Origin of the sequence: Streptomyces sp. NPDC016640 (genome assembly GCF_043076215.1) — a bacterium.
GTDB lineage: Bacteria > Actinomycetota > Actinomycetes > Streptomycetales > Streptomycetaceae > Streptomyces.
This window is the reverse complement of sequence record NZ_JBIBRG010000010.1, coordinates 73760-93790: the sequence shown is the minus strand read 5'-3', so window position 1 is coordinate 93790 and position 20031 is coordinate 73760. Positions and strand designations below refer to the sequence as shown.

1 protein-coding gene is annotated in these 20031 nt (G+C 76.5%); it reads left to right on the top strand.

Annotation, left to right across the window (positions count from 1 at the left end; translation table 11 throughout):
* Positions 1-12 precede the first annotated feature (12 nt).
* Complete coding sequence (locus tag ACF07S_RS21360) at positions 13-19950, top strand: non-ribosomal peptide synthase/polyketide synthase (RefSeq protein ID WP_391974817.1); 19938 nt, start codon at positions 13-15, stop codon at positions 19948-19950.
* The last annotated feature ends 81 nt before the right edge of the window (positions 19951-20031 follow it).

Genomic DNA, 20031 nt, shown 5'->3' with positions numbered 1-20031 from the left:
GACCGGACAACCATGACGTCTTCGAAGCGAAACCGCGCCGAGGCCCTGCCGCAGGACCTCCAGGAAGTGCTCCGCCGCCGGCTCGCCGGACGGGCCGCCGGCACCCCCGGCGGCGCCGCCCGGCAGGCCATCCCGCACGCGGACCGCACCCGGCCGCTGCCGCTGTCCTTCGCCCAGCAGCGCCTGTGGTTCCTGGACCGGCTGCGCCCCGGCGACCCCCGCTACAACAGCGCGGTCGCGCTGCGCCTGACCGGAAGCCTCGACCGGGCCGCCCTGTCCGGCGCGCTGGAGCACGTGGTGGGCCGGCACGAGGCCCTGCGCACCACGTTCCAGGACAGCGACGGCAGACCCGTGCAGACCGTGCGGCCCGCCGGGCCGCTCCCGCTGCCCGTCCGGGACCTGACGGCCCCCGGCGACGGGCCGGCGGACCCGGAAGCGGTGCTGCTCGCCGAGTACGAGCGCCCCTTCGACCTGCGGACCGGGCCGCTGCTGCGGGCCCTGCTGCTGCGGGAGGCGCACGACGCGCACGTCCTGATGCTGACGGCTCATCACATCGTCACCGACGGGTGGTCGATGGGCGTGCTGCTGGAGGAGCTGTGCGCCGCCTACGACGCCCTCGCCCGGGGCGACCGGCCCGCGCTGCCGCCGGTGGCCACGCAGTACCCGGACTTCGCCGCCTGGCAGCGCGAACAGCTCTCCGGCCCCCGGCTGGAGCGGGAACTGGCGCACTGGAAGGAGAGGCTGACGGGCGCGGTGGCGCCCGAGCTGCCGCTGGACCGGCCACGCCGCGGCGAGGAGTCCGGCGCGGGCGCGGTGCACACGTTCACCGTCCCCGCGGCCACCGCGGTCCGGCTGAAGCACCTCGCGGCCGAGCAGCACACCACGCTCTTCACCGCCCTGGCCGCCGGCTGCCAGGCCCTGCTGGCCCGCTGGTCCGGTCAGGACGACATCACCATCGGCTCGCTGACCCCCGGACGCGGGCGCACCGACCTGGAACGGGCCGTCGGGTTCTTCGCCAACACCGTCGTGCTGCGCACCCGCGTCGAGACCGCCGGTTCCTTCCGCGAGCTGCTCACGACCGCCGCGGACACCGTCAACGACGCCTTCGCGCACGGCGACACCCCGTTCGAGCGGCTGGTGGAGGCCGTCGGCGCGCCCCGGGAGGCGGGCCGCAACCCCCTGTTCGACGTGATGGTCCTGCTGCACCTCGCGCCGCCCGCCGCACCGGACCCGCACGGTCTGGCCACCGCCCCGGTCGCCGTCCCCAGACAGGCCGCCACGTTCGACCTGAGCGTGGAGTTCGTCCCGCAGGGGGACGGCCTCACCGGCCTCCTCGAGTACCGCACCGACCTGTTCGACGCGGCCACCGCCGAGCGCATGGCGGACCAGCTGCTGCGCACGCTGGAGGCCGCCGTCGCGGAACCGGACCGGCCGCTGGGCACCCTGCCCCTGCTCTCGCCCCGGCAGACGCGGCAGGTGACACAGGACTGGAACGCGACCGCCCTCTCCGTGCCCGAGGTGACCCTGCCCGAGCTGTTCGCGCGGCAGGCCGCCCGCACCCCGCACGCCACCGCCCTGGTCGCGGGGGACGTACGCCTCGACTACGCGGCGCTCGACGCGCGGGCCGACCGTCTGGCCCGTCACCTGATCGCGCGCGGCGCGGGCCCCGAGCGCCTGGTCGCCCTCAGGCTGCCGCGCACCGCCGACATGATCGTGGCGATCCTCGCCGTCTGGAAGGCCGGCGCCGGCCACCTGCCCCTGGACCCCGCGCTGCCCGAGGACCGCGTCCGGTTCCTGCTGGACGACGCGCGGCCGGCGCTCGTCCTGGACGAGGCCGCGCTGCGGGAGGTCCCCGACGACGAGGCCGCGCTGCGGGAGGTCCCCGACACCGCCCCCGGCCGGCTCACCCCGCCGCACCCCGACACCACCGCCTACGTCATCTACACCTCCGGCTCCACCGGCCGCCCCAAGGGCGTCACCGTGACCCACCGGTCCCTGGCGAACCTCCTGGCGGGCCACCGCCAGGGCTTCGTCGCCGAGGCGGGCGGCGGCCCGCTGCGGGTGGCGCTGACGGCGTCGTTCTCCTTCGACACCTCGCTGGAGGGCGTGCTGCTGATGGCCGACGGCCACCCGCTGCACCTGGTCGACGAGACGACCCGGCTGGACGCCGACGCGCTGGTCGAGTACGTCGTCGAGCACCGCGTCGACTTCCTCGACCTGACCCCCACCCACCTGCGCCGGCTGCTGCCCGCCGGACTGCTCACCGACCCGCGCCACCGCCCCCGGGTGCTGATGCTCGGCGGCGAGGCCGTCGGCCCCGGCCTGTGGCGGGAACTGGCGACGCGGCGGGACGTGGCCGCGTACAACTTCTACGGGCCCACCGAGTGCACGGTCGACGCCCTGGCCTGCCGCATCGAGGGCGACGGTCCCCCGACCGTCGGCAGGCCGCTCGCCAACGTGCGCGCCTACGTCCTGGACGACCGGCTGCGGCCCGTGCCGCCCGGTGTCGGCGGCGAGCTGTACCTGGCCGGCGTGCAACTGGCGCGCGGCTACGCCGGCCGGCCGGGGCTGACCGCCACGCGGTTCCTGCCCGACCCGTTCGGCCCGCCCGGCGCCCGCATGTACCGCACCGGTGACCTGGCCCGCTGGACCGCCGACGGACGCCTGGACTACCTGGGGCGCGCCGACGACCAGGTCAAGGTGCGCGGCCACCGCATCGAGCCCGGCGAGGTCGAGGCGGCCCTGACGGAGCTGCCCGGGGTCGCCGCCGCCGCGGTCGTCGCCGTCACCGACCCGCACGGCCACACCCGGCTCGCCGCCTACCTCGTACCCGCGGGCCGCGACGCGCGGCTCACCGCGGGCGAGGTGCGGGCGGCCTGCCGGCGCGTGCTGCCCGACCACATGGTGCCGTCCTCCTTCACCGTGCTCGACGCCCTGCCGATGACCGTCAGCGGCAAGGTCGACCGGCGTGCCCTGCCCGCCCCCGACCTCGAGGGCGGCGAGCGCGACCGGGAGTTCGTCGCCCCGCGCACCCCCGAGGAGGAGACCCTGGCCCGCATCTGGGCCGAGGTGCTGGGCGTGCGCCGGGTCGGCGTGACGCACAACTTCTTCGAGCTGGGCGGCGACTCCATCCTCAGCATCCAGGCCGTCTCCCGCGCCCGCGCGGCGGGACTGCACCTGACCTCGCGGGACGTCTTCCGCCACCAGACCGTCGCCGACCTCGCCGCCGCCGCGTCCCCGCGCGCCGCCGACGTGCCCGCGCCCCGCCGGCCGCGCGAGGAGGGACCGGCGCCGCTGACGCCCGTCCAGGAGTGGTTCTTCGCCACGCACGGCCCGCTGCGGCACTTCAGCATGTCGATGCTGCTGGACCTGCCGCACGACGTGGACGAGCCGGCCCTGGAGCGCGCCCTCGCGGCCCTGATCGCCCACCACCCCGCGCTGCGCACCCGCTTCACCCGCCCGGCCGGCACCTGGCGCCAGCACCCCGGCGACGGCCCGGTCACCGGCCCGCTCACCCGCCACGACCTCTCCCGCGCCGCCGACGCGACGGCCGCCCGCGAGGAGGCCGCCGAGGCCGCCCGCGCCGCCCTCGACCCGGAGACCGGCACCCTGCTGCGCGCCGCCCTGCTCTCCCGCCCGGGCGAGCGCCCCCAGCTCTTCCTCACCGCCCACCACCTGGCCGTGGACAGCGTCTCCTGGCGCATCCTCCTCGCCGACCTCGCCCAGGCCTACCGCCAGGCGGCCCAGGGCGAACCGATACGACTGGAGCCCGTGCCCACGCCGTTCACCGACTGGGCCGCCCACCTGTCCCGCCGGGTGCGCGCCGGTGACCTCGACGCCGACCTGGCGCACTGGACGGCCGAGGCCGCCGAACCCCGTACCCCGCTGCCCGTGGACCGCCCCGGCACCCCGCTCGCCGGTTCGGTCCGCACCCTGCGCACCCGCGTCGACCGCGCCACCACCGGGGCGCTGCTGCGCCGGGTGCCGGCGGTCTACCGCACCCAGGTCAACGACGTGCTGCTCAGCGCGCTGAGCCGGGTCCTCGCCGACTGGACGGGGACCGAGCGGGTGACCGTCGCCCTGGAGGGCCACGGCCGCGAGGACGAGGCGCTGGACCTGTCCCGCACGGTGGGCTGGTTCACCACCCAGTACCCCGTCACCCTCGCCCCCGCCGGACCGCCCGGCGCGCCCGACTGGGGCGCGACCCTCAAGGCGGTGAAGGAGCGCCTGCGGGCCGTCCCCCGGCACGGCCTGGGCTACGAGGCGCTGGCCCGCCTCGGCTCGCCCGACCCGGCCGCCCGCGCCCTGCGGGACCTGCCGCTGCCACAGGTCTGCTTCAACTACCACGGCCAGTGGGAGGCCGGCGACGGGCGGGACTTCGCTCCGGCGGGCGAGGCGCCCGGCCGTGACATCGCCGCCGACGAGCCGCTGGACCACCTGCTGGACGTCTCCGCCGTGGTCGCCGGCGGCGAACTGGAGATCACCTGGCACTACAGCGACCAGGTGCACGACGAGGACACCGTCCGTGCCCTCGCCGACGGCATGACCCGCGCGCTCGCCGCGATCACCGGGCACTGCGCCGGCCCCGGCGCGGGCGGCCGCACCCCGTCCGACTTCCCGCTGGCCCGCCTCGACCAGGACCGCCTGGACCGGCTGGTCGGCGACGGGCGGGACGTGGAGGACGTCCTGCCGCTGACCCCGCTCCAGGAGGGCATGCTCTTCCACCGGCTGGTCGGCGGTCCCGACGACGTGTACGTCGACCAGGCGGCGCTCCTGCTGGACGGCGTCGCCGACCCGCACGCCCTCGCCGTGGCCTGGCAGCGCGTCACCGACCGCACGCCCGCCCTGCGCACCTGTGTGGTCTGGGAGGACGTGCCGGTGCCCCTGCAGGTCGTGCGCCGGGACGTGCGGGTGCCGGTGACCCACCTCGACTGGCGCGACCCGGACGAGCCGGAGCGCGCCGAACGCCTCGACCGGCTGCGGGCCGACGACCTGGCCCGCGGCATCGACCTCGCCGCCGCGCCGCTGATGCGGCTGACCCTGGTCCGGCTGCCCGACGCGCGGCTGCACCTGCTGTGGACCTCCCACCACCTGATCCTGGACGGCTGGAGCCTGGCCCAGGTGCTGACCGAGGTGTTCGAGGAGTACGCCGCCCTCACCGCCGGCGCCGAGTCCCGGCCGCCGGTGCGGCGTCCCTTCGGCGACTACGTGCGCTGGCTCGCCGAGCAGGACGCCGGCGCCGCCCGCGCGCACTGGCAGGGCGTCCTCGCCGGCTTCACCACCCCCACCCCGCTGCCGACCGACCGCCCCCTGCGCGAGGCCCACCTGGCCCGCTCCGCGGACGTGCACGTGGCCGGCCTGGACGAGGGGACGTCGGCCCGGCTGGCGCGCACCGCACGCGACGCCGGACTCACCCTCAACACGGTCGTGCAGGGCGCCTGGGCGCTGCTGCTGGCCCGGTACGCCGCCGAGGACGACGTGGTGTTCGGCACCACCGTCTCCGGCCGGCCCGACGACCTGCCCGGCGTCGAGGCGATGGTGGGCATGTTCATCAACACCGTGCCCACCCGGGTGCGCGTCGACGCCGGGCGCACGGTCGGCGCGTGGCTGCGGGAACTGCAGGACGCGCAGGCCGAGTCGAGACGGTTCGCGGCGGTGTCGCTGGCCGAACTGACCCAGCTGAGCGACCTGCCGTCCGGCAGCCCGCTCTTCCACAGCATGGTCGCCTTCGAGAACTACCCCTTCGACGAGGCCCGCACGGCCGGCTCCGGGGTGCGCCTCGCCGAGGTCACCTCCCGCGACGCCACCAACTACCCCCTCGTCCTGCGCGCTTACCACGGCGAACGGCTCGGCTTCGACCTCGCCCACGACCCCGCCCTGTTCGACGCGGCGACCGTCCGCTCGCTCGCCGACCGGCTGTGCCTGCTGCTGACCGAGATGGCCGACGGCCCCGACCGGCCGCTGCGCGCCCTGTCCTGGACGACGGCCGCGGAACGGCGAGGGCTCACCGGCTGGAACGGCATCGAACGGGGCCGCCCGACGAGGACCCTGGTGGACCTGTTCGAGGCGCAGGCCGCCCGCAGGCCCGGCGCCGTCGCCGTGACCTGCGGAAGCGAACGTCTGGACTACGCGACGCTCGACGCCCGCGCGGGCCGGCTCGCCCACCGGCTCGCCGAACTCGGCGCCGCGCCCGAGCGGTTCGTCGCCCTCGCCCTGCCCCGCTCCTGCGACCAGGTCGTCGCGATCCTGGCCGTGCTGAAGACCGGCGCGGCCTACCTGCCGATCGACCCGGCCTCGCCCGCCGAGCGCGTCGGCCACCTCCTCGCCGACGCCGCCCCGGTGACGCTGGTGACCACGACCGGCACGGCGGCACGGGCCGACGGCACCGGTGTGCCCGTCCTCCTCCTCGACGATCCCGAAGTGGGGGCCGACCTCGCCCGCCGCCCGGCCACCGGCCCCGCCCCGGCCCGCCGGCCGCTGCCGGAGAACCCCGCCTACGCCATCTACACCTCCGGCTCCACCGGCCGCCCCAAGGGCGTGGTGGTCCCGCACGCCAACGTGGTGCGGCTGTTCACCCGCACCCGCCACTGGTTCGGCTTCGGCGAGGACGACGTGTGGACGCTGTTCCACTCCTACGCGTTCGACTTCTCCGTGTGGGAACTGTGGGGCCCGCTGCTGCACGGCGGCCGGCTCGTGGTCGTGCCCGACGGGACCGCCCGCTCCCCGGAGGACTTCCTGCGCCTGCTGGCCGACGAGAAGGTCACCGTCCTCAACCAGACGCCGTCCGCGTTCTACCCGCTGATCCGCGCGGACGCCGAGCACCCCGGGACCGGCGCCCGCCTCGCGCTGCGCACGGTGGTCTTCGGCGGCGAGGCCCTGGACGTCGCCCGGCTCGCCGACTGGTGGACGCGCCACCCGGCCTCCGCCCCGCGCCTGGTCAACATGTACGGCATCACCGAGACCACCGTGCACGTCACCCACGCCCCGCTCGATGCCGCCACCGCCGCCGGCCCCGCCGGCCCCATCGGCACGGCCATCCCCGACCTGCGGGTGTACGTGCTCGACGCGGACCTGGCGCCCGTGCCGCCCGGCGCGACCGGCGAGATGTACGTGGCGGGCGAGGGACCGGCCCGCGGCTACCTGGGCCGCCCCGGCCTCACCGCCACCCGCTTCCTCGCCGACCCGTTCGGGCCGGCCGGCGGCCGCATGTACCGCACGGGCGACCGGGCGAGATGGCGGGCCGACGGCACCCTGGAGTACCTGGGCCGCGCGGACGCCCAGGTGAAGATCCGCGGCTACCGCATCGAACCCGGCGAGATCGAGGCGGCCCTGCACACCCACACCGGCGTCGCCGAGGCCGCGGCCGGCGTGTTCGAGGACGCCTCCGGCACCCGCCGGCTCGTGGCGCACGTCGTCGGCTCCGGCGGCGCCGCCCTCTCGGCCGCCGAGCTGCGCGCCCACCTGGAGCGCCTGCTGCCCGCCCACATGGTGCCCGCCGCCTACGTGCCGGTGGACGCGCTGCCGCTCACCGCCAACGGCAAGCTCGACCGGCGCGCCCTGCCCGCGCCGGGACCGGACGGCTACGCCGCCGGCACCGACCGGACACCGCCGCGCACCCCCGCCGAACGGCTGGTCGCCGCCGCCTGGGCGGACGTCCTGGGGGTCGAGGAGGTGCACGCCGGCGACGACTTCTTCGCCCTCGGCGGCGACTCCATCCTCGCCGTCCGCGTCACCGCCCGGCTGCGCGCCGCGTTCGGCCCCGGCGTCTCCCCGAGGCTGCTGTTCACCCGTCCCACGGTGGCCGCCCTGGCCGCCGAGCTCGGCGAACCGGCCGACGGCACGCCCGCCCCGCGGGCCGACGCGATACCGGCGACCGCCCCGCACACCCCGGCGCCGCTGTCGTACGCCCAGCAACGCCTGTGGTTCCTCGACCGGTTCGAGCCCGGCAGCACCGAGTACACGACGCTGTCCGTGCTCCGCCTGCGCGGTCCCCTCGACGCCGGCGCCCTGCGCACCGCGCTGGACGGCCTGGTCGCCCGGCACGAGGCGCTGCGCACCACGTTCACCGAACAGGACGGACAGGCCCGGCAGCTGGTGCACCCGCCCCACCGCGTCGACCTGCCCGTGGACGACCTCACCACGGCCCCGGACGCGCGGGCGGCGCTGGAGGCGCTGCTGGAGCGGGAGGCCGCCACGCCCTTCGACCTGGCGGCCGGACCGCTGCTGCGCGCCCGGCTGGCCCGCCCGGCCGACGGCGAGCACGTCCTCGTCCTCGCCGTCCACCACATCGTCACCGACGGCTGGTCGCTCGGCGTCCTCGGCCGGGACCTGGGCGAGCTGTACGCGGCGGCGCACGAGGGCCGCAGCCCCCACCTGCCCGCACTGCCCGTGCGGTACGCCGACCACGCCGCCTGGCAGCGCGCCCGTGGCGAGGAGACCGGGCGGCAGCTCGCCCACTGGCGTCAGGTGCTGGACGGAGTACCGCCGCTGGAGCTGCCGACCGACCGGCCGCGTCCCGCCGTACGCGCCCGGGACGGCGCACTGGTCACCTTCACCCTGCCCGCCGACCTGACCGACCGGCTGCGCGAGCGGGGCCGGGAGGCCGACGCCACCCTGTACATGACGCTGCTGACCGCCTGCACGGCCCTGCTGTCCCGCTGGGCCGACCAGGACGACTTCGCCGTCGGCACCGTCACCGCGGGCCGTGAGCGCCCCGAAGTGCACGACGTGGTCGGCATGTTCGTGAACACGCTGGTGCTGCGCAACCGGGTGCGCCCCGGCACGTCGTTCCGCGCGCTGCTGGAGCAGGTGCGCGACACCGTCCTGGACGCGTTCGCCCACCAGGAGGTGCCCTTCGAGCGGCTGGTGGACGCCCTCCGGCCCGAGCGGGACACCAGCCGCACCCCCCTGTTCCAGGTCATGGTCGCCCTGCACAACCTGGGCGCCGAGGTCCCCGCGCTCCCGGACCTGGACGTCGAGCCGGTCCTGCCGCCGGTCCGGCACGCCACGTTCGACCTGGCCTTCGACTTCGTGGAGGGCGACGACGGCGTCACCGGCCACCTGGAGTACGACACCGGCCTGTTCGACGAGGACACCGTCCGGCGCCTGGCCGCCCGGCTGCGGCTGCTGCTGGAGGCCGCCGCGCAGGACCCGGACCGGGACGTGCGGGCGCTGGAACTGATGACCGCCGACGAGCGGCGCCGGGTGCTGCACGACTGGCAGGGGCCGCGGCTCGCGGTCCCGGACACCACCTTCCCCGCGCTGTTCGAGGCGCAGGCCGCCCGCACCCCGCACCTCACCGCCCTGGTGGCACGGGACACCACCCTCGACTTCGCGGCCCTCAACGAGCGCGCCAACCGGCTCGCCCACCATCTGCTGGCCCAGGGTGCCGCCCCCGAGCGGGTGGTCGCCGTACGACTGCCCCGCACCTCCGACCTGATGGCGGCGGTCCTCGCCGTGGCCAAGGCGGGCGGCACCCTCCTCTGCCTCGACCCCGACCTGCCCGAGGAACGCGTCGCCCACCTCCTCGCGGACGTGTCCCCGCACACCGTGCTGACCGCCGACACCCTGCGCGAGACGCCATGGGAGCGGCTGCCCGCCCACAACCCCACCGACCGCGACCGCCCGTCACCGCTGCGCCCGGACCACGCCGCCTACATCGTCCACACCTCCGGCTCCACCGGCCGCCCCAAGGGCGTCGTCGTCGAACACCGCCACCTGGTCAACCTCTGCCACGACCACCGCGAGGGGCTCGTCGCCCCGCACACCGCGGACGGCCGGCGGCTGCGCGCCGCGCTGAGCGCCTCGTTCTCCTTCGACACCTCCTGGGAGGGGCCACTGCTGCTCGCCCTCGGCCAGGAGGTCCACCTCGTCGACGAGGACGTGCGCCTGGACCCCGACGCGTTCTGCGCACAGGTCGCCGAACGCGGCCTGGACCTGGTGAACGTCACCCCGTCCTTCCTGCGCGAACTCACCGCCGCCGGTCTCCTCGCACCCGGCCGCCACCACCCGCGCGTCCTGCTGGTCGGCGGCGAGGCCACCGGCCCCGACACCTGGCGGGAGCTGTGCGCCGCCGCCGACCTCGGCGTCACCGCGTACAACATGTACGGGCCCACCGAGTGCACCGTCGACGCCACCTACGGGCGCTGCGCCGACCACCCCGACCACCCCGTCATCGGGCGCCCCGGCCGCAACCTGCGCGCCTACGTCCTCGACGGCGCCCTGCGCCCGGTGCCGCCCGGCGTGCCCGGCGAGCTGTACCTCGCCGGCGCGCAGGTGGCCCGCGGCTACCTGGGCCGCCCCGGCCCGACCGCGTCGCGCTTCCTCGCCGACCCGTTCGGCGCGCCGGGGGAGCGGATGTATCGCACCGGCGACCGCGCCCGCCGGGACGACCGGGGGCTGCTGGAGTTCCTGGGCCGCGCCGACGAGCAGATCAAGATCCGCGGCTTCCGCATCGAACCCGGCGAGGTCGAGGCCGCGCTGCTCGCCCACCCGGACGTGGCCGAGGCCGTGGTGACGGCACGCGAACACGCCGGCCGGCTCATGCTCGTGGCCCACCTGGTGCCCGCCGGGGACACCGTCCCGACCGCCGCCGGACTGCGTCTCGCGCTGCGCCGCACCCTGCCGGACCACATGGTGCCCGCGGCGTTCGTCCCGCTGGCGCGGATCCCGCGCACCAGCAGCGGCAAGACCGACCGGCGCGCCCTGCCGGCCCCGCCCGCACAGCCCGACCCCGCCACGGCGTACGTGGCACCCCGGCCCGGCACCGAGGAGACGCTGGCCGCGATCTGGACGGAGGTCCTGGGGATCGAACGGGTGGGCGCGCGCGACAACTTCTTCGCGCTCGGCGGCGACTCCATCCTCAGCATCCAGATCGTCTCCCGGGCCCGCCGGGCCGGACTGGCGCTGACCACCAAGGACGTCTTCCGCCACCAGACCGTCGCCGAACTCGCCCTGCGCGTCACCGAGACGGCCTCCGCCCCGGCGGCGCAGGACTGGCCCGCCGAGGCACCGCTCACCCCCATCCAGCGCTGGTACCTCGACGGCCGCGGCCCCGGCGACCCGTTGCGCTTCACCATGTCCCAGCACCTCGAACTCGCCCCCGGCACGGACCCGTCCGCCCTGCGTCCCGCCGTGGACGCCCTCGTCCGCCACCACCCGGCGCTGCGCGCCCGCCTCCGCCGCACCGGCGACGGACGGCACCAGGAGGTCCGGCCGGACGTCCCGGACGGCATCCTCACCCACCACGACGTGAGCGGCCTGGACGGCCCCGCGCTGGAGACCGAGGTGCGGCGCGCGGCGGACGCGGCCCGGGACTCCCTCGACCCCACCGAGGGCCGGGTGGTCCGCGTCCTGCTCTTCGACCGCGGCCCGGAGCGGCCCGCACGACTCCTGTTCATCGTCCATCACCTGGTCGTCGACGGCGTCTCCTGGCGGATCCTGCTGGCCGACCTGGAGACCGCCCACCGCTCGGCCGCCGCCGGGCGCCCCGTCGAACTGCCCCCGGTCACCACCCCGTACGGCCACTGGGCGGCCCGGCTGGAGACGCACACCCGTTCCGGCGCCCTGGACGGCGACCTCGCCCACTGGGAACGCGCCGCGGCGGCCCCCGCCGGCCTGCCCCCGGGCCGGCCCGGCCCCAACACCCACGGCACGGCCGCCACGCTCACCGTCCTGCTGGAGCCGGAGACGACCGAGGCCCTGCTGCGCCGGGTCCCGGAGGTCTACCGCACCCAGGTCAACGACGTGCTGCTCAGCGCCCTCGGCCGGACCCTGGCCCGCTGGTGCGGGCGCGACACCGTGCTGGTCGGCGTGGAGGGCCACGGCCGCGAGGACCTCTTCGACGACGTGGACCTCTCCCGGACGGTCGGCTGGTTCACCGCCGAGTTCCCCCTCGCGCTGAGCGTCGCCCCCGACGCCGGCTGGCACGACACCCTGCGCTCGGTCAAGGAGCAACTGCGCGCGGTACCCCTGCACGGCCTCAGCCACGGCGCACTGCGCCACCTGCTGCCCGACAGCCCGCTGGCCGGCGCCCCCGCGCCGCAGGTCGGCTTCAACTACCACGGCCGGTGGGACGCCGGCGGCGGGAACGGCCTCTACGGCGCCGCCCTGCCCCCGGCCGGTTCCGACACCGACCCCGACGCGCCCCGCCCCTACCTGCTGGACATCACCGGCGTGGTCCAGGACGGCCGGCTCGAACTCGGCTGGACCTACCCGCCGGGCGTCTACGACGAGTCCACCGTCCGCGAGCTGGCCGACGGCATGTGCGCGGCCCTGCGCGAGATCGCGGCGCACTGCGCCCGTCCCGGAGCGGGCGGCCGCACCCCGTCGGACTTCCCGCTCGCCGGGCTCGGCCAGGGGGAGCTGGACCGCCTCGTGGGCGACGGCCGGGACGTGGCGGACGTCCTGCCGCTGACGCCCCTCCAGGCCGGCATGCTCTTCCACGGCCTGGTGGACACGGCGGGCGCCTACTTCGACCGGACGGCCGTACGGCTGTCCGGAGTGGCCGACCCGCGGGCCTTCGCCGCCGCCTGGCAACAGGTCGCCGACCGCACCGACGCCCTGCGCACCAGCGTCCACTGGCAGGGCCTGCCGCACCCGGTCCAGGTCGTCCACCGGCACGTGGAGCTGCCCGTCACCCACCTGGACTGGCGGCACCTGACCCCCGGACAGCGCGAGCAGCGGACCGGCGAACTGCTGGCCGCCGACCGCGCGGCGGGCATGGACCTCACCACCGCGCCCCTCACCCGCCTCACCCTCGCCGAGCTGCCCGGCGACGGGCTGCTGCTGCTGTGGTCCTCCCACCACCTGATCCTGGACGGCTGGAGCACCGGGCAGCTGCTCACCGAGGTGTGCGAGCGCTACGCCGCGCTCACCGGCGGCCGCGAGACCCCGGCGCCGGTCCGGCGCCCGTTCTCCGACTTCCTGCGCTGGCTGCACGAGCAGGACGAGGAGGCGGCCGAGGCCCACTGGACCCGCACCCTCGAGGGCTTCCCGGCCCGCACCCCGCTGCCGTACGACCGCACACCGGCCGAGGCCCACCGCGCTCGCGCCGCCGCCGTGACGCACCGGGAGCTGGACGAGCACCTGTCGGCACGGCTGCGGGAGACCGCGGCCCGGGCCGGACTGACGGTGAACACCGTGATCGAGGGCGCCTGGGCGCTGCTGCTGGCCCGCCACGGCGGACGCGACGACGTCGTGTTCGGCACGACCGTCTCCGGACGCCCGGCCGAACTGCCGGGCGTGGAGGCGATGATCGGCATGTTCATCAACACCGTGCCCGCTCGCGTCCGGGTGCCGGGCGGGGGAGTGGCGTCCTGGCTGCGGGGTGTGCAGGAGCGGCAGAGCGACGCCCGGCGCTTCGACTTCCTCGCGCTGCCCCGCATCCAGGCGCTGAGCGACGTCCCGGCGGGCGAGGCGCTGTTCGACAGCATGGTGGTGTTCGAGAACTATCCCGTCGACGAGTCCGCCACCGCCCGGACGGGCGTGCACGTCGAGGAAGTGCGGACCGACGACGCCCCGACCTTCCCGCTGTGCCTGCGCGCCCACCTCGGCGACCGGCTCGGCATCGACCTCGCCTACGACGCCGAGCTGTTCGACGCGGACACCGCCGAGCGCCTCGCGGCCCGGCTCGCGGCCGTCCTGACCGCCCTCGCCGACGGCATCGAGGCCGACACGGACATCACCCGCCTGGAGCCGCTCACCCGGGACGACCGCGCGCTGCTGGAGCGGTGGAACGCCACCGCCCGCCCGGCGGCGCCGCGCGGCCCCGTCGAGCTGTTCGCCGAGCAGGTCCGCCGCACCCCCGACGCGCCCGCCCTGCGCGACGGCGGCACGGAGCTGACGTACCACCGCCTGGACGACTGGTCGGACGCCGTGGCGTCCCGGCTCCTCGCCGGCGGCCTGCGACCCGAGGACCGGGTGGCCCTGCTGATGGACCGCGGTGCCGAACTGGTCGTCGCCCAGCTCGCCGTCCTGAAGGCGGGCGGCGCCTACGTGCCGCTGGACGTCCGCGCCCCCGAGGAGCGGCGCCGGGCGCTGACCGAGCGGGCCGGTGCGACGGCCGAGCTGACCGCCGCCGACGTCTCCGCCGTGCGCACCCCCGCGCCGGACGCGCCCACCGCCGTGTCCGCGGACCCCGACCGGCTGGCGTACGTGATGTTCACCTCCGGATCGACCGGCGAGCCCAAGGCGGTCGCGGTACGGCACCGCGACGTGGCCGCCCTCGCCACCGACAGCCGCTTCGCCGGCGGGGTGTGCGACCGGGTGCTGCTGCACTCGCCGGTGGCCTTCGACGCCGCCACCTTCGAGGTGTGGGCGCCCCTGCTCAACGGCGGCTGTGTCGTCGTGGCACCCCGGCAGCCCGTGGAGGCGGCACTGCTGCGGCGCCTGGCCGGCGACGGCGGCCTGAGCGCGCTGTGGCTGACCGCCGGGCTCTTCCGCCTGCTGGCGCAGGACGCGCCGGACTGCTTCACCGGCCTGCGCCAGGTGTGGACCGGCGGTGACGTGGTGCCCGCCGCGGCCGTACGCCGCGTGCTGAGCGCCTGCCCCGGCCTGACGGTCGTGGACGGCTACGGCCCCACCGAGGCGACGACGTTCGCGACGTCCTTCGCGATGGCCGACGCGTCGGCCGTCCCCGCCACCGTGCCCATCGGCCGGCCGCTGGACGACCTGCGGGTCCACGTCCTCGACCGGCGGCTGCGGCCCGTACCGCCGGGCAGCGCGGGCGAGCTGTACCTCGCCGGCGAGGGCGTGGCGCGCGGCTACCTGGGCCGCCCCGGCGACACCGCCGCCCGCTTCCTCGCCGACCCCGCCGGCCCGCCCGGCACGCGCATGTACCGCACCGGCGACCTGGCCCGCCGCCGCCCCGACGGCACGGTCGAGTTCCTGGGCCGCGCCGACGACCAGGTGAAGATCCGCGGCTTCCGCGTCGAACCCGGCGAGGTGGAGGCGTCCCTCGCCGCGCATCCCGGCGTCGCGGACGTGGCGGTCCTGGCCCGCGAGGACCGGCCCGGCAGCCGGCGCCTGGTGGCCTACGTGGTCGGCACCGAAGACCTCACGGCCGTCAGGGAGTTCGCGCTGCGCTCGCTCCCCGACCACCTCGTGCCCTCGGCGTTCGTCGCGCTGCCCGCACTGCCGCTCAGCCGGAACGGCAAGGTCGACCGGGCGGCGCTCCCGGCGCCGGAGGCCGCCGCCGACCGGCCGGACGGGCCGGTCGAGCCGCGCACCGACGCCGAGCGGCGCACCGCCGACGTCTTCGCCGAGGTCCTGTCCCTGCCGCGGCCCGGTGTGGAGGACGACTTCTTCCGGCTCGGCGGCGACTCCATCCTCAGCATCCGCCTGGCCGCCCGCCTGTCCGAGGCGTTCGGCACCGGCCTCTCCCCGCGCGCGGTGTTCACCCACCCCACCCCCGCGGGCCTCGCCGCCCTGCTCACCGGGGAGCGCTCCGGTGACGCCGTGCCCACCGCGATCGTCCCGGTGCCCCGCGACACGCCCGCGCCGATGTCGTACGCCCAGCAACGCCTCTGGTTCCTGGAGGAGTTCGCGCCCGGCAGCGGCGAGTACGTCACCGCGCTGGCGCTGCGCCTGCGCGGCCGGCTCGACGTACCCGCGCTCACCTCGGCCCTGCGCGCCCTGGCCGAACGGCACGAGGCACTGCGGACCACCTTCGACGCGGTGGACGGTCACGGCGTGCAGATCGTCCACCCGGCGCCGGACGTACCGCTCACCCCGCACGACCTGTCGGGGGCGGCGGAGACCGACCGGGCGGCGCGGCTGGCGGAGCTGCTGGAGGCCGAACGCGCCCGCACGTTCGACCTGCGGCACGGCCCGCTGCTGCACGCGGGACTGATCAGGCTCTCGAACGACGAGCACGTCCTCACGCTGACCCTGCACCACATCGTCACCGACGGCTGGTCCACCGGCGTGCTCACCGGCGACCTCGCCCACCTCTACCGCGCCGAACTGGGCCTGGAGAGCGGCCCGCTGCCCCCGCTGCCGGTGAGTTACGCCGACTACGCCCACTGGCAGCGCGGCAGCGGCACGGACGAACACCTCGCGTACTGGAAGGAGCACCTGACCGGTCTGGAGACGCTGGACCTGCCCACCGACCGGCCGCGTCCGGCGGTGCGCACCCACGACGGCGCCGGCGTGCGCCTCGTCCTGCCGCGCGACACGACCCGCCGCCTCGTCCAGGTGGGCCGGGACCGGCAGGCCACCCTGTTCACCACGCTGGTCGCCGCCGCGCAGACCTACCTGGCCCGCCTGACCGGCGGACGCGACATCACCGTCGGCACGGTCACCTCCGGCCGCGACCGCGCCGAGACCCAGAACCTCGTCGGGTTCTTCGTCAACACCCTCGTCCTGCGCTCCCGCGTCGAACCCGACCGCCCCTTCCCCGAGTTCCTCGGCGAGGTGCGCGCGACCGTGCTGGACGCCTTCGCCCACCAGGAGGCGCCGTTCGAGCGGGTGGTGGACGAGGTGCAGCCGGTCCGCGACACCAGCCGCACCCCCCTGTTCCAGGTCATGGTGGTGCTGCAGAACGCCCCGGCCGCGGGCCTCGACCTGCCCGGCATCGAGGTCACCGACGTCGACACGGACGCGCGGCACGCGGCGTTCGACCTCACCCTGGAGTTCGCCGAGACCGGCACCGGAGAACTGCACGGCGTGCTCACCTACAACACCGACCTGTTCGACGCGGCCACCGCCGAGCGGATGGCCGACCAGCTCGGCACGCTCCTGACCGCCGTGGCCGACGACCCCGACCGCCCGGTCGGCGCCCTGCCCCTCGCCACCGACGAGACGCTCAAGGCCGTCCTGGACCAGGGACGGGGCACCGCCCGCCCGGTACCGGCGGCGACGCTGCCGGAACTGTTCGAACGGCAGGCCGCCCGCACCCCCGACGCCGTGGCCCTGGCCGACGCCGACGGCCGCGAGCTGACGTACGCGGAGGTCGAACGCGCCGCCAACCGGCTGGCGCACCGGCTCATCGCCCGGGGCGTGGGACCCGAGCGGGTCGTGGCGCTGGCCCTGCCCCGCGGCGCGGAGACGGTGGTGGCCCAGCTCGCCGTCACCAAGGCCGGCGGCGCCTTCCTGCCCGTCGACCCCGACTACCCCGAGCAGCGACGGGAGTTCATGCTGCGCGACGCGGGCGCCCGGCTCGTCCTGGACGACCCCGCCGCCGTACGGGACGCGGACGGCCCCGACACCGCGCCCACGGACGCCGACCGCACGGCCGCGCTGACCGCCGCCCACCCGGCGTACGTGATCTACACGTCCGGTTCCACCGGCACACCCAAGGGCGTGGCGGTGACCCACGGCGGCCTGGCCGCCTTCGCCGCGGCCGCCGCCGACCGCTACGACGCGGGCCCGGGCGACCGGGTCCTGCAGTTCGCCTCGCCCAGCTTCGACGCCTCCGTGCTGGAGCTGTGCGTGTCCCTGCTCGGCGGAGCCACCCTCGTCACCGGGGAGGAGGGCCCCCTCGTCGGCGAACGGCTCGCCCAGGTCCTCGCCGAGCGGCGCATCAGCCACACGCTGGTCCCGCCCGCCGCCCTGGCCACCGTCGCCCCCGGGACCGCCGCCGCCCTGCCGCACCTGCGCACCCTCATCGTGGGCGCCGAGGCGTGCCCGGCCCACCTCGTGGAGCGGTGGGCACCCGGCCGACGCATGATCAACTCGTACGGTCCGACCGAGGCCACCGTCGTCGCCACCTGGACCGGCCCCCTCGCCCCGGGCACGGGTGCCCCGCCGATCGGCCGCCCGGCCGGCGCCACCCGCGTCCACGTCCTCGACGCCGCGCTGCGCCCCGTCCCGCCCGGTGTCACCGGCGAACTGTACGTGGCCGGACCGGGGCTGGCCCGTGGCTACCTGAACCGGCCCGGCCTGACCGCCTCGCGTTTCGTCGCCGACCCGTTCGGCGCGCCGGGGGAGCGGATGTACCGCACCGGCGACCTGGCCCGCTGGGACTCCTCCGGCGAACTGCGCTTCGCCGGACGCGCCGACGACCAGGTCAAGCTGCGCGGCTTCCGCATCGAGCCCGGGGAGATCGAGGACGCGCTGCGCGGCAGCCCGCGGGTGCGCGACGCGGTGGTCACCGTACGCGGCGGCGGGACCGACCCGGACGGCCGCTCCGCCGGACGGCTCGTGGCCTACGTCGTGCCCGCCCGGGGCACCACGGAGGAACTGCCGGTGGCGGAACTGCGCGACCACCTCGCCGGACTGCTCCCGCCGCACATGGTCCCCTCGGCGTTCGTGCCGCTGGACCGGCTGCCGCTCACCCCCAACGGCAAGACCGACCGCGCCGCCCTGCCCGAACCCGGCCCCGCGCACACCGCCACCGGGCCGCACACCCCGCCGCGCACCGACACCGAACGCCGCATCGCCCGCATCTGGGCCGACGTCCTCGGCGTGGCGGACGTCGGCGCGCACGACAACTTCTTCCACCTCGGCGGCGACTCCATCCTCAGCATGCAGGTCGTGTCCCGGCTGCGCAGGGACGGACTGCACCTGGCCACCCGCGACCTGTTCACCCACCAGACGGTCGCCGAGCTGGCCACCGCCGTCACCGGCGCACCCCGGCACTCCGGGGAGGGACCGGTCAGCGGAGACGTACCGCTCACCCCGATCCAGGAGTGGTTCCTGACCACTCCGCGCGCCGACCACGGCCACTTCAACCAGTCGCTGCTGCTGGAACTCGGCACCGCCCCGGACGCCGCCGCCCTGGAAACGGCCCTGAACGCCCTGCTCGACCACCACGACGCCCTGCGCATGCGCTTCACCGAGGACGACGGCGGCTGGCGCCAGTTCAACCCGCCGCCGGCCGACACCGACCGCGACCGGCTGCTGATCCGGCACGACCTGAGCGGACTGACCCGCGCCGAGGCCGACGCGGCGATGGAGAAGGCCGCCGACGACCTGCACACCGGCTTCGACCTGGCGCGCGGCCCGCTGCTGCGGGCGGCCCTGTTCACCGGGGCCGCCGAGGGGCCCGCCTTCCTCCTCCTGGTCGCCCACCACCTCGTCGTGGACGCCGTGTCCTGGCGCATCCTGCGCGACGACCTGGAGGTCGCCCACCGGCAGGCCGTCCGGGGCGAGCCCGTCGCGCTGGGAGAACGCACCACCTCCTTCCGCGACTGGGCCCGAGGACTCGCCGCGCACGTCGCCGCCGGAGCCCTCGACGACGAACTGCCCTACTGGGAACGGGCGGTGAACGCCGGGCCGCCGCCGGCCGAGGCACCGGCCGGGCCGGATACGGGCCTCGTCGACACGCTCACCGTCGAACTCGACGAGGCGGACACCGAGGCCCTGCTGCGCGCCGCGCCGACCGCCTACCGCACCCGCGTCAACGACGTGCTCCTCGCCGCCCTCGCCCTGGCCCTGGCCCGCTGGACCGGCCGCGAGGAGGTCCGCCTGGACCTGGAGGGACACGGCCGCGAGGACGTCCTCGAGGACGTGGACCTGTCCCGCACGGTCGGCTGGTTCACCACCGTCCACCCTGTCGCCCTCCAGGTGCCCGAACCCGCCGACCTCGGCCCCGGCCGGGACTGGCGGACCCTGGTGAAGTCGGTGCGCCGCCGGCTGCGCGCGGTGCCCGGCAACGGCCTGGGCTTCGGCGCACTGCGCACCTTCGGCCCGCCCGAGGTGCGCGAGCGGCTCGGACGGGCCGCGCACGGACAGGTCGTCTTCAACTACCTCGGCCAGTGGGACGCCCGCCCGGAGAGCACCGGCGACGGCCTGGTGCGCGCCGAGCACGGCTCGCTCGGCCGGCACCACGACCCGCGCGACACCGGCTCCCACCCGCTCGAGGTCGTCGGCGCGGTGCAGGGCGGCCGGCTGTCCTTCACCTGGCACCACCGGCCCGCCCTCCACGCCACGGACACCGTGCGACGCGTGGCGCACGACTTCGCCGAGGCCCTGCGCCACATCGCCCACCACGCCCGGAACAACCGGTGACGCCCGGCCCCGCGGTCCGCGGCCCGCCGCCGGACACCGCACCACCGGCCCGTTCCGCCCGCCACACCCCCGATCCGGCGA